The organism is Aeromonas sp. 1805 (assembly GCF_013085525.1).
In the GTDB taxonomy this organism is placed as follows: domain Bacteria; phylum Pseudomonadota; class Gammaproteobacteria; order Enterobacterales; family Aeromonadaceae; genus Aeromonas; species Aeromonas hydrophila.
Genome location: NZ_CP038515.1, coordinates 3,943,682 through 3,956,178 on the forward strand (window position 1 = coordinate 3,943,682; position 12,497 = coordinate 3,956,178).

The 12,497-nt window shown below is 53.4% G+C and carries 14 protein-coding genes and 1 pseudogene; 3 read left to right on the forward strand and 12 right to left on the reverse strand.

The features are described from left to right. Positions 1-121: 121 nt before the first annotated feature. Together E5E96_RS18465 and E5E96_RS18470 are read left to right on the forward strand one after the other, a co-directional pair. A pseudogene (locus E5E96_RS18465) lies at positions 122-517 on the forward strand (zonular occludens toxin domain-containing protein); the annotation flags it as partial. A gap of 360 nt (positions 518-877) precedes the next feature. Then, positions 878-1,138: a hypothetical protein gene (locus E5E96_RS18470; RefSeq protein ID WP_171282795.1), complete on the forward strand. Its 261-nt coding sequence runs from the start codon at positions 878-880 to the stop codon at positions 1,136-1,138. A 57-nt stretch (positions 1,139-1,195) separates the two neighbouring features. Here the strand turns inward: E5E96_RS18470 and E5E96_RS18475 are convergent, their stop codons facing one another. Then, on the reverse strand, positions 1,196-2,425 hold the full coding sequence (locus E5E96_RS18475) for a HEPN domain-containing protein (protein ID WP_171282796.1): 1,230 nt from the start codon (positions 2,423-2,425) through the stop codon (positions 1,196-1,198). A 332-nt stretch (positions 2,426-2,757) separates the two neighbouring features. Next, entirely contained in the window at positions 2,758-2,895 is a 138-nt protein-coding gene (locus E5E96_RS18480; RefSeq protein WP_171282797.1) for a hypothetical protein, read from the reverse strand. 141 nt (positions 2,896-3,036) lie between these two features. On the opposite strand from E5E96_RS18480, the gene E5E96_RS18485 reads away from it, so the two are divergent. Continuing rightward, the gene (locus tag E5E96_RS18485; protein ID WP_171282798.1) at positions 3,037-3,822 is read left to right on the forward strand and encodes a YiiX/YebB-like N1pC/P60 family cysteine hydrolase; all 786 of its coding nucleotides are present in this window, start codon (positions 3,037-3,039) and stop codon (positions 3,820-3,822) included. Positions 3,823-4,036: 214 nt separating this feature from the next. Here the strand turns inward: E5E96_RS18485 and E5E96_RS18490 are convergent, their stop codons facing one another. From E5E96_RS18490 to fabG, 10 genes are all read right to left on the reverse strand, one after another. Then, positions 4,037-4,444 carry a DUF3653 domain-containing protein gene (locus E5E96_RS18490; RefSeq protein ID WP_171282799.1) on the reverse strand — a complete coding sequence of 136 codons (408 nt, stop codon included), beginning with the start codon at positions 4,442-4,444 and terminating at the stop codon, positions 4,037-4,039. 31 nt (positions 4,445-4,475) lie between these two features. Further along, positions 4,476-5,504 (reverse strand): site-specific integrase, encoded by a 1,029-nt coding sequence (locus tag E5E96_RS18495; RefSeq protein WP_124251491.1) that lies wholly within the window; start codon positions 5,502-5,504, stop codon positions 4,476-4,478. A 300-nt stretch (positions 5,505-5,804) separates the two neighbouring features. Beyond that, positions 5,805-6,584 carry a TatD family hydrolase gene (locus E5E96_RS18500; protein WP_011706112.1) on the reverse strand — a complete coding sequence of 260 codons (780 nt, stop codon included), beginning with the start codon at positions 6,582-6,584 and terminating at the stop codon, positions 5,805-5,807. A 21-nt stretch (positions 6,585-6,605) separates the two neighbouring features. Continuing rightward, positions 6,606-7,553, reverse strand: coding sequence for a DNA polymerase III subunit delta' (gene holB, locus E5E96_RS18505; RefSeq protein WP_171282800.1), 948 nt, complete (start codon positions 7,551-7,553; stop codon positions 6,606-6,608). Continuing rightward, a complete protein-coding gene (gene tmk / locus E5E96_RS18510; protein WP_171282801.1) occupies positions 7,538-8,179 on the reverse strand; it encodes a dTMP kinase in 642 nt (213 codons plus the stop codon). Before tmk ends, holB begins: the two co-directional genes overlap by 16 nt. After that, entirely contained in the window at positions 8,179-9,180 is a 1,002-nt protein-coding gene (mltG, locus tag E5E96_RS18515; RefSeq protein WP_016350715.1) for an endolytic transglycosylase MltG, read from the reverse strand. The genes tmk and mltG overlap by 1 nt, the downstream gene beginning before the upstream one ends. Continuing rightward, positions 9,170-10,024: an aminodeoxychorismate lyase gene (gene pabC, locus E5E96_RS18520; RefSeq protein WP_171282802.1), complete on the reverse strand. Its 855-nt coding sequence runs from the start codon at positions 10,022-10,024 to the stop codon at positions 9,170-9,172. The genes mltG and pabC overlap by 11 nt, the downstream gene beginning before the upstream one ends. A 19-nt stretch (positions 10,025-10,043) precedes the next feature. Beyond that, entirely contained in the window at positions 10,044-11,285 is a 1,242-nt protein-coding gene (gene fabF, locus E5E96_RS18525; RefSeq protein WP_017408413.1) for a beta-ketoacyl-ACP synthase II, read from the reverse strand. Between the two features lie 82 nt (positions 11,286-11,367). Continuing rightward, positions 11,368-11,604 (reverse strand): acyl carrier protein, encoded by a 237-nt coding sequence (gene acpP, locus E5E96_RS18530; protein WP_005300909.1) that lies wholly within the window; start codon positions 11,602-11,604, stop codon positions 11,368-11,370. A 157-nt stretch (positions 11,605-11,761) separates the two neighbouring features. Then, positions 11,762-12,496, reverse strand: a complete 735-nt coding sequence (gene fabG / locus E5E96_RS18535) for a 3-oxoacyl-ACP reductase FabG (RefSeq protein ID WP_171282803.1) — start codon at positions 12,494-12,496, stop codon at positions 11,762-11,764. Between the last annotated feature and the right edge of the window lies 1 nt (position 12,497).

Below are 12,497 nucleotides of genomic sequence, written 5' to 3' on the forward strand. Positions count from 1 at the left end.
ACAAGATATCATTTAACATAAAAATATCATAAGCGCGGTTGGTGTGTAAGCGTTAAGTAGTAATGTCATGTTTAAGACAAATTGAAGTGTCACTCTGGGTTGCTAAGCTGGCCGTACCGTAGATACCTACATCGAGGGGCTCAACTTCGAGAAGATAGCCGAACTGTGTGAGATAACGCTCGAGGTTTGCCAGGAATTGCTTAAGCAAATCACGCGGGAACAAGTACCGAACATCAATGAGCATGTCCGTGATAAGAGCCTCGTGGTGATTGATGAGGCCCAGAACTTTTGGCCTAACGGTCGGGGGAAATTACCCGACCCGATCACCCAATTTGTCACCGAACACCGGCACCGTGGCCTTGATGTGGTGTTGATGGGTCAGAACCTCAACGATGTCCATAGCCTGTGGCGTAACCGGATAGACCGTAAGTTTGTGTTCATGAAGCTGGATGCGTTAGGACAGGATAAGCGTTACTCCTGGGCATCCTACAAGGGGGCGCCAGCGCTCTCGCATTGACTTCGAGAAGCTGACGAGTGGCATCAAAGTCTATGAACCCCAGTATTTCGGCAGCTATGCCAGTACCACCAGTGACGACAATGAGATGGGGGTCTATCAGGATGACCGCACCAATATTCTCAAGACAGCCAAGTTTAAGTTCGGGGTGCCTCTTGCGCTAATCGTGGTCATTGGCTCGCTCTGGTATTGTCTCGATTTGCTCTTCAACTTTGGTGAGCACACAGGACGGGGGAAGCGACAAAGCAACAACAGGTTGCAACCTCCCCTACTTCACCAGGTCAGTCCGCGCCATCACCGACCCCTCCCCTCAAGCCCAAGGTAGAGGATCTCTTCACCCAGTCCATTGATGGCTATCAGCCGGTGCTGACCTCGCAGACGGTCGTCAATGGTCAGCTGCTCGATGCCTGGATCGAGGTGTGGGATGACAAGGACAACTCTGTGATGATGTGGCGTTCGTCTGACCTGACCCAGCTCGGCTGGACTGTTGTCCTCAAGACTTACGGCCTAGTCATTTCTAAGGGCAAAGTCACCATGCTTATCCGCGAGCGTAACACCATAGCACCCACCAAAAATGGCAGTTTGACTTCTGGCGTCACCGACACAGTGAAAGAGTCTTTGTAGCACCCTACCCAGCTTTAACGTTTTTTATATATTACAACATTCATATTGTCGCTTATCTTAATGGTCAAGACTCCATAATGGACAGGCTCTGTATTTACCCTCTCGCACCTGCTTTTGGAATTCACCCATCGTTTTAAATTTATTGATAACCTCCAGCCTTAATAAGTTGAAAATTATGGTTCGACTAAATGTTAGCGCATTTTTTAATTCGTTCTCTCCAATGTTGTTTGAACCGCTGTGGACTATTTGAGAACGACGCCCATATAAATCCTTGACATACTTTTCAATTCCCAAGCATTCTCCAATCGATTTCCCACTTATATGCGCACATTGTTCAGCCATACTTGCCATTATAGATGCGGTAATTATACTGCTTTCGTCGACTTTGAAAAGCGCTTCAAGCGCGACTACAACTTTCAGTAAGGCACTTGACCTATTTTTATCACGATAAGCCTCTCCAATCCACTCAACTGCTCTGGATATCTTTTTTTCAACCTGGTTGGTTGGAGATAATATAACATTAAAAAAATACTCCATTAAGTTATTTTGTTTTTCGGGGAAGAATTCTATTAATCTAGTTAGATCAATAGAATTTATTGGTTTAGGTCTATCCTTACTCATGCCATAAAGTGAACCTTCTGTATAAATTATTGGTGGCTCAAAACTAGAGATTTCACGTGTCATAGAGCCTATGGAAAATGCAGTGTCTTTTTCTGCACACAAAAAGTAAATTGATAGTTCGAATGTATTGAAAAGGGTCTCTGCAACTTCTAAAGCCTTAATCGAATCTAGAGATTTCACACATAATTGCGCAACTGTTTTTGTAGACTGCGGCCTTTTAAAAAAAGGATCTTGGAATGGTAGTTTTATATATTCGCCATGACGGGGAACCTCATAAAAACATAACGGTCCAGCGTTGATAGGTTTTTCGCTGTTCCCCATATTTACACCAAAAGCCTGTTTAACAACCCGGTGCTCTCTTTGCACATCTAAGCTATCAATTATTTCGTTAAAGTGATTAACACGGTTTTTTATATTGTCATCAGGGTGGGCGCCACATTCACTCAATGTTTTTTCAATATAATACATTATATATTTTTTTGAAATGAATTTCCCTTTTGGGCTTTTTGAAAAATTATCAAAGCCCACTTCGAAAGACTCTGCATTAGTTATTGAAATAATGTTCCCATCACGCCATTCGTCACTATATATTTTCTCTTCGATAGTGTTTTTATTTAAAATGCACGATTTGAAAATATCACTGACACCGTTTTTATCACTGCTCATATTAAATCTCACATGTGGCTTTTAAACAAATAATATCAATGTTTGCTTTTATATGAAAGTGCTATAAATGAAAATATAAATTATACCAGCGTCAAGGGATTAACACGGCATCAGTTATGTTTGCTTTTTGTTCAAATCACTTTATCCGAGTTGGTACTCAGTAACCCTACAAGAAAATAAGGGGCTGCAGCCCCTACAAGCCGCCCACTGTTGGCAATAGGTACACCATCCTGTAGGCGGCGGAACGTGCCCATGCTAACGTGAGACTGGGCCACCCCTTCCTTGCTAAACCGGCTTTTAAGGCTTTCGGCTTTCAGATAGAGGTGAGCGCCTTAGCGTCTGTAGATGCCATATTTGACGCGCTTGTTTCGCCACTTGGGGAAGTCCTCTTTTCCCATCATGTCGATGATCTCTAACCTTTGGCGGGTCATTTGTGAACCTGCGGGGGTGATCAGGTGATAGCCAGACATGCGCCTTCCTCATGACCCATTGGTATATCTTCGGGATTTCCTTTCTCTCATCCATGGTGATCTAAATTAATCTGGTGGCTTCACATAAATTTTACATTATGGTATAAGTGACAGGATGTATAATATTTATTATGAGGCGAAATGTCTATAACTGGTATGAATGCAGGTGATATTCTGCTGATCGACAATGAAACTAAATGTCAAAAAATCAATAAGGGTGGGCAAAGTATTATACGTCGTTTAACCCCTGTGAATACAACGCATGTTGCATTGAGTTTAGGGGATGGTGTTTTCATTCACGCTGACTACCCTGGTGGGGTTGATTTGTGTTTCTTCCCTGAGCTCATTGATAAGTCGACTGGTGACTGGAAGGTTGCAAGGTACAAACAAATAAATGATGAATTACAGGGAGAAATTAAGAGAGCTGGAGCGCACCACCTAGGTAAACGTTACAGCTTGGGGTTTTCATTTAAAAAAAATGAAGAGTCCCTTTTTTGCTCACAATTTATCGATGTAGTGTATAAAAGTGTTGGTATTGATATTTTTAATCACCCAGGACGTCAGTTTATTCCTCTTAAAGGAGAAACCCTTCCAGTGGATTTTGAAAATGCCATTAAAGATAGTGTTGAGTGGGGGGATGTTACAGAAATTTATTCTGATGCCTTTGATAAGGACGAATACATACATTTGGAAAGTAATTATAAAATGCAGAAGGCTATGATTGTCTGCACAAGAAGAATAGAGGAAGATAAATACATGGCTATCGAACTTGCAAATGTAATTAGACAGTCTAATAGTTTACTTCCTGATAGCCCTTTAGGTGATTATGTTGATAGTCAGTGTTCTGAAATGATTCAAGATATGGAGTCTGATGAAAATAAATTACCATATGAATTCTGGAGACCTATACTCAAAAAAAACATTTAGTTTGGGAGCGCAAGCCAATTTTCTATCAAAACTGTTTAGTCGGGTTGGCCTGAGAATAGGGGGCTATATAGCCCCCTACAAGCCGCCCACTGCTGGTAAGAGATACCCCATGTGGTAGGCGGCGGAACGTGCCCATACTAACGCGAGATGGGGCCACCCCTTCCCTGCTAAACCGATTTTTAAGGCTTTCGACTTTCAGTTATAGGTGAACGCCTCAACGCCTATAAAGGCGATATTTGACGCGCTTGTTTCGCCACCTAGGGAAATCTTCCTTCCCCATCATATCGATGACTTCGAGCCTCTGGCGAGTCATTTGTGAGCCTGCAGGTGTGATCAGGTGATAGCCAGACATTCGCCATCCGGCCCAATAACGCTCGAAGATAGACGGCAGCTCCCTCCCTGCAGCCATCCTCATGACCCGTTGGCATATCAACGGGATCTCCTTTCTCTCGTCCCATAATGTGACCTCTGTCACAGATACAAAACATAGTTTGGCGGTTTCTTCCTGGTTAAAGCCGCATTCAAACCAACGAAAAATGAAGTTTTTGGTTATCTTCCTATCCATGTTGTTCAAACCGTCGAAAGCTGGCCTATTCCAGCGCGGCGTAGTTTGAGCCTTCATTTAACGTAATCTCTGGAGTGACGCGGTTATCTTACAGCAAGCCATCCAGGGCGTGATCCGAGAACTTGTGGGCATCGTCGAAATACTCCTGCAAGGTGCGGATGTCCTTGTGGCGGGTAACCTCGATGATCTTGTTCATCGGTTTGCCGGCAGTGACCGCCGAGGTGATGAAGCCGCGCCGCAGACTGTGGCCGCTGACCTGGAGATCGTCGATGGCCTGACCGGTACGCCGCTTGATCATCAGGTTGATACCCTGCGGACCGAGCGGTTCCTGCATGAGCTGACCCCAGCGATTCATCCGGCGAAACAGGGCGCCCTCGCTGATCCGGCTCTGTTTGAGCCAGCGCGCCAGTGCCGACACCGGACAATATTGTTTACCTGGCACCAGGGCGATCTCCGTTTCATGCAGCTGATGCTTGCTGGGCTTGAGCCGAAGACGGATCCCCTGCCCCACAAAGTCGAGATCATCCACTTCAATTCTTGCTGCCTCCGAGCGTCGCAAGGCGCCGCTGAACATCAGCAACAACAGGGTGTAATCCCGCAGCCCCGCCAGATTGCCGGTGTCGATCTCATCGAGCACACAGGCTAGCGGTTTCAGGGTCAGCGCCCCCGTTTTACGTTTGCGGTTGTCACCGAGCCGCACTATGCCCCGCATCATCTCCTTTATCTCCGCGTGCTCGGTCGGCATGGGGTGGATCCCCTTCTGCTTGAAAGCATAACGAATACCGGCGAGCCGTCTTACCAGGGTGGCCGGTTTGCGGGGTTCACCGTTACGCAGCTCCCCCTTCCCCTCTTCCTTGTCCAGCCAGATCCAGTCCGCCAGGATGCCGTCAGCCTGATCCGCCAGGAAGTTCATGATGTCATGATGGGTGGTCTGCAGCGGATCGAGCCCATGCAGCTGACACCAGAACACGAAGATGCGGGTATCGGCCTGATAGGCATTGAGGGTGGAATCGGCTTTAGCGCTGCGCAAGAAGCGTCTGGCCCGGCTGTTCAACTGAGGATCGAAGACACTCTGCAAAGCCTGTTGAGTTTGGGCCTGGATGTGTGGGTAGTTCACTTAACTCTATGATTTAATGCGGAGTTTCGTTGGATCTTACAGGTTCTTGCAGATCTATCAAGTATCGATAATGAATATTATCGATACTTATGAAGAATGCTTTTAACCCGTTTCACCCCCTCATTTATTCTCCAAGCACCACCGTTATCCCTGCTCCGTTTTATCAGGGTTGGGGATTTGATCTCATCAGTATCCACGACACCAAGTGAGAGATAACGACCTGCCGTGATCGTTTTTGGATGGGTCATGGATAGTGCTGATTGTCATAGTAAAACGCCCCGCTATGCGGGGCGTTGTTTGTTATCGCTTTGCCAACTTGAACAACTCAAAGAAGTTGTGACTGGTCGCTTGGGCCAATTCGGCCAGCGGTATTTGCCGCAGATCCGCGATGAACTGGGCCACGTCGCGCACGAAAGCTGGCTCGTTCTCCCTGCCCCGGTGCGGAACTGGCGCCAGATAAGGTGAGTCGGTTTCAACCAGCAGCCGCTCCAGCGGCAGCGCCTTGACCACCGCCTGCAGAGCTGCCGCATTCTTGAAAGTGGCGATGCCGGAGATGGAGATATAAAAACCCATCGCCATGGCCGCCTCCGCCATCTCGAGCGATTCGGTGAAGCAGTGCAACACCCCGCCGACCTGCTCGGCCCCCTCTTCGCGCATGATCTGCAGGGTATCCTGCTGGGCATCGCGGGTATGGATGATGAGGGGTTTGTTCAGGGCGCGGGCCACCCGGATATGCTCGCGGAACGAGGCCTGCTGTACTTCCTTGTTCTCCGGCGAATAGAAGTAGTCGAGCCCGGTCTCGCCGATGGCCACCACCCTTTCATCTGCCGCCTGGGTCAGCAACAAGGCGGCATCGACACCAGGCTCCTGGTTGAGAGGGTGCACACCACAGGAGGCAAACACTTGAGGATAAGGGGCGATCGCTTCCAGCATGGTCGGGAACTGCGCCTGGGTGACGCTCACGCACAGAAAATATCCCACGTCCTGCTCGGCGGCCTTGGCCAGCACATCGGCCATATTGGTCTGCTTGCTGCCATAGCTCAGGCGATCGAGATGACAATGGGAATCAACGAGTAACATATAAAACCTTTGTAGCGAGATCTATAACCAGCGAGTCAGCCAGTTCATCAGATGGATGGTGGGATTGGAGAGCTGTCCCGGCTGGCAGGCTATCTTCAGCTCGACCAGCTGTTGCTCCGCTTCCAGCAGCTTCTCGCTGGAATGAAGCTCGGCCAGTTGCTGGCTGAGCGCCGTCAGATCCGGCATCGCCAGCTGATGATGGCCGCAACCGGCCTGCGTCTTGAGGGCGTCGCACAAGAACAGCTGCAACCAGTGCAGCCTGACCTGGGTATCGCTCGCCAGCAGACCGCACACATGGTTGGCCCGGGTCGGCGTCTGGGTCAGCGCGAGAAAACTCTCCAGCAGATCCCGGCGGGCACTGTCTTGCTGTTCTTCGATATAGCGCAGCACCCGCAGCGGTGCCCCCTGGCAGATCCGTACCTGGGCCAGCGTGGCCTGATGACCCTGCTCGGCCAGCCAGCGCACCGTCTCACCTTCGGCGGGCAACTGGCAGACATGTTTGTGACAGCGACTGAGAATGGTCGGCAGCAGACGGGAAACCTGGGAGGCGATAAGCAGCAGCAAGCTGTCGCCGGCGGGCTCTTCCAGGGTTTTGAGCAGGGCGTTGGCGGCCGACTCCGTCATGCGCTCCGCATCCGGGATGATCACCACCTTGCCACGACCAAGCTGGGCCGAATTCTGCAGGCGCGAACAGATCTCGCGGATGGCCTCGACCCCGATGGTCTTGCTCTCCGTCGTCAGGGTGCCCAGATCCGGATGATGGCCCTTCTCAAACAGCTGGCAGGAGTGACATTGGCCACAGGGCTCACCCCGATCGGGCCGATGACAGAGGTGCAAGCGCGCCAATTGTTCCGCAAGCTGCTCCTTGCCAAGACCGGGATCGCCGAGCAGCAACCAGGCGTGACCGAGTCGGCCAGCCGCGGCGGTCTGGCTCAAGGCATGCCAGTCCGGGATCAACCAGGGATACATGAGGGCTCATCTTTCAGATAGTGGGCCAATGCGGCCTCGATGGCCGCCTTGACCTGTTCCGGCGCTTGGCCGGCATCGATCACCTTGATTGACTCATCGGCGGCAGCCAATTCCAGATAGCGCTGGCGGGTACGCTCGAAGAAGCTGAGCTGCTCGAGCTCGATCCGGTCCAGCTCACCGCGGTGGCGGGCCCGCTGCAGGCCGATGGCGGGATCGATGTCGAGATAAAGCGTCAGATCCGGTTTGAAGTCGCCGAGCACGGCCCGTTTGATGGCGCCGATGAGGTTGGCATCGATGCCGCGGCCACCACCCTGATAGGCCTGGGACGAGAGATCGTGGCGATCGCCCACCACCCAGATGCCGTCGGCCAGGGCCGGCTTGATGCGGGTCTCGACCAGCTGGACCCGGGAGGCGTACATCAGCAACAGTTCGGCTTCGATGGTGAGGCGCTCATCGTGCACCTCCTTGACGATGGCTCGCATCCGCTCGGCCAGCGGGGTACCGCCCGGCTCACGGGTACATTCGATCCGCACCACGCCGTGGCCATGCAGATAGTCGGTCACATAACGTACCGCGGAGCTCTTCCCTGCTCCTTCCAGTCCTTCAATCACGATAAATTTAGACATTAGGGTTTCTTCAATATGTATTCGCGGACCGCCCGATTGTGTTCATCGAGGGTCTTGGAGAAGTAGTGGGCACCGCCCCCTTTGGCGACAAAATAGAGGTAGTCGGTCGATTTGGGGTTGAGCGCCGCCTCGATGGAGGCCTTGCCCGGCATCGCGATGGGCGTGGGCGGCAAGCCGTCGATCACATAGGTGTTGTAGGGGTTCACGTCGGTCAGGTCGCTGCGGCGGATGTTGCCATCATACCTGTCCTTCACCCCGTAGATGACGGTGGGATCGGTCTGCAGCTTCATGCCAAGGCGCAGGCGATTGACGAATACCGAGGCAATCTGAGCCCGCTCTTCCGGCTGACCGGTCTCTTTCTCGATGATCGAGGCCATGATCAGTGCCTCATAAGGGGTCTTGTAAGGCAGATTGGCCTGGCGCTTGTCCCAGCTCTGCTGCAGGAAGGCCCGCATGTCCTGATAGGCGCGGCGCAGGATGGAAATATCGCTGGCATGGGTGGTATAGGCGTAAGTTTCCGGCAGGAACCACCCCTCCAGTTTGCCATTGTCGATGCCAAGCTCCTGGGCCAGATCCGCCTCGCTCTGCTCCACCGTCAAGCGCTCCAGATAAGGGGCGCTGGCCAGCTGCTTCAGCCAATCCTCGAAACGGGATCCTTCGACGAAAGTCAGGCTGAAGTGAAACTCCTTGCCGGAGGCGAACAGGGAGAGGGTCTCCTTGAGGGGAGCCCCTTCCTTGATTTCATAGGTGCCGGATTTGATGGCAACCAGCTCGGGGTGACCGCGCAGCCAGAGCCGCACCGCCCAGGGACTGGTTTCCCCCTCCCCCAGTTCGGCGATCAGGCGCGCTGCATGGGCACCCTTCTCGACGGTAAAGAGGCGGGTCGGCCCCTTGTTGGTGAGCGTCTCCACCTGCTGCCATTTGTAATGTACATAGCCCCCGGCCACGGCAACTGTCAGCGCCGCGCCCGCGAGCAGGGTGTAAAGCCGATTAAACTTCAATGACCAAACGCTCCTGTAAACGGCGGATCAATACCGGACTGGCATATTGGGTCTCCCCGATGCCGGTCACCGGCACTATGCCCATCAGGGTATTGGTCAGCCATACCTCTTCGGCCTGCCACAGTGACTCCAGCGGAGCCTCCACGACACGCAGTTCAATGCTCATCTGTTTTAGCATCGCCATCACATGGCGCCGCATGATGCCGTCTATACCGCAGTGGGTTAGATCCGGCGTGAATACCGTCCTGCCACGGCGCCAAAACAGATTGGCACTGACCCCTTCTACCAGAAATCCCCGGCTGTTCAAGACTATACCTTCGACTCCCGAACGCGCCGCAAGTTCGCTTTTCAGCAGCACCTGCTCCAGCCGGTTGAGAGTCTTGAGGCCCGCCAGCATGGGGGCGTCGCCCAGTCGTTGCTGGCACACCAGCAGGGGAATGCCGGTTTGCTGCCACGCCGGGTAGTGGGCCGGGTAAGCGGCCAGCGACAGGATCCGGGTTGGTGCATGGCAGGCGGTGCCATCATACCCCCGGCCACCGCTGCCTCGGGTCAGCATCACCTTGATCACCGCCAGCGTCTGGTCGCGAGCCATCTCGGCGACCTCGTCACCAAGCTGTTGCCAGTTCAGCTCGGCAAGGCCGAGTCTGGCGCTCGCTTGCTGCAGCCGTGCTTGGTGAGCCGACCACCAGACGGGGCGACCATCCTTGACCAGCAAGGTGGTGAAATGGCCATCGCCATAAGCCAGGCCACGATCCATGGCGGAAACGCTGTCTGTCGGTATTCCATTGATCAGCAAAAGGATCCCTCCGATAAAAAAGGCCCGATACTGTCGTATCGGGCCCATACTATCCGCCCAGGGCGAATTATACGCGTTTGAAGATCAGTGAGCCATTGGTGCCACCAAAACCGAAGGAATTGGAGAGGGCATATTCGAAGTTGCCAGCCTTGGCAACATGAGGCACCAGGTCCAGATCGCACTCATCATCCGGGTTGTCCAGGTTGATGGTGGGCGGCGCCATCTGATCGCGCAGCGCCAGTACCGTGATGATCGCCTCGATGGCGCCGGCGGCACCCAGCAGGTGACCGGTCATCGACTTGGTGGAGCTGATCATCAGGGATTTGGCATGCTCGCCAAACACCGCTTTCATGCCGCGCAGTTCGGCCACGTCACCCAGGGGGGTGGAAGTACCGTGGGCGTTGATGTAGCCCACCTGCTCGGGGGCGATGCCGGCATCCTTGATGGCATTTTGCATGGCGCGTGCGCCACCGTTGCCGTCAGCGGGAGGCGCTGTCATGTGGTAGGCATCGCCACTCATGCCAAAACCGACCAGCTCGGCGTAGATCTTGGCGCCGCGGGCCTTAGCGTGTTCGTACTCTTCCAGCACCAGCACCCCGGCGCCATCACCCAGCACGAAACCGTCGCGATCTTTATCCCACGGACGGCTGGCCTTGGTGGGCTCGTCGTTGCGATTGGAGAGCGCCTTGGCCGCCGCAAAACCGCCCATCCCCATCGGGGTGGAGGCTTTCTCGGCGCCGCCAGCCACCATCACGTCCGCATCACCGTAAGCGATCATCCGGCCGGCCATGCCGATGGCATGGGTACCTGTGGTGCAGGCGGTGGTCACGGCGATGTTCGGCCCTTGCAGACCCTTCATGATGGAGAGATGACCGGACACCATATTGATGATGGTGGACGGCACGAAGAAGGGGCTCAGCTTGCGGGGGCCGCCGTTGACCAGGCTGCTGTGGTTCTGTTCAATCAGACCCAGGCCGCCGATACCGGAACCGATCGCCACACCGACGCGCTCGGCATTTGCCTCGTTGATGACGAGACCGGCATCATCCAGCGCCTGTATGCCTGCGGCGATACCGTACTGGATGAAGAGATCCATCTTGCGAGCTTCTTTGCGGTTGATACCGTACTGCTCGGGATCGAAATCCTTGACCTGGCCTGCGAAACGGGTCGCAAACTCGCTGGCATCAAAGTGTTCGATGGGAGAAATGCCGCTCTGCCCGTTGAGCAGGGCTTGCCAGCTGGATTCGGCAGTGTTGCCTACCGGGGAAAGCATCCCCAAGCCGGTCACCACGACTCTGCGTTTTGACACTGAGGTAGTCTCCGAGAGGTGTTTTGAAAAGGGGTAAACATAAAAGAAGCGGCCCTTGGGCCGCTTCTTTCAGAACAGGAACTTATTCCTGATTAGCGGTGATGTAGTCGATAGCCGCTTGAACAGTGGTGATCTTCTCGGCTTCTTCATCAGGAATTTCGGTATCGAATTCTTCTTCCAGCGCCATTACCAGTTCAACGGTATCCAAAGAGTCAGCGCCCAGGTCGTCGACGAAGGAGGCAGCGTTCTTAACGTCTTCTTCTTTAACACCCAGTTGTTCGATGATGATTTTCTTTACGCGTTCTTCGATGTTGCTCATGACCTGAATTTTCCTTTAAAAATACGCTATTGCGTCTGGTTGGGGTAGTTTATTCAATTGACGTGAGTTTGCAAGTGGCTTGCCGCTGGTCAAACCACGAAATTCGCCAAACTTCGGCGTACTATCGCAAATTTGAACAGATCTCACGACAAATTGATTACACCATGTACATCCCGCCATTAACATGCAGGGTTTCGCCAGTGATGTAGGCGGCATCATCCGATGCCAAGAATACCACAGCAGCGGCAATTTCTTTCGGGTCGCCCAGACGAGCGACAGGCACCTGGCTCATGATGCCGGCACGCTGCTCTTCATTGAGCGCCTTGGTCATATCGGTCTCGATGAAACCGGGGGCAACCGCGTTCACGGTAATGCCGCGGGAGGCCACTTCACGAGCCAGCGACTTGGTAAAACCAACCAGTCCCGCCTTGGCGGCAGCATAGTTGACCTGACCGGCATTGCCCATGGTACCGACCACGGAGCCGATGCTGATGATGCGGCCATTGCGCTTCTTCATCATGGCGCGCAGCACCGGTTTGCTCAGTCGATACAGGGAAGTGAGGTTGGTGTCGATGATCTCGTTCCACTCATCATCCTTCATCCGCATCAGCAGGTTGTCACGGGTGATACCGGCGTTGTTGATCAGGATGTCGATGTCGCCAAAACGCGCCTTGACGGCGGCGAAGACGGCTTCGATGGATTCCTGGCTGGTCACGTTCAGTGCCATGCCGCAACCCTGCTCACCCAGATAGGCGCTGATCGCCTCGGCGCCGCTCTCGCTGGTCGCCGTGCCGACGACTTTGGCGCCACGGGCCGCAAAAGTTTCGGCAATTGCACGGCCGATGCCACGACTGGCACCGGTCACCAACACAACCTTATCGGTAAAGCTCATT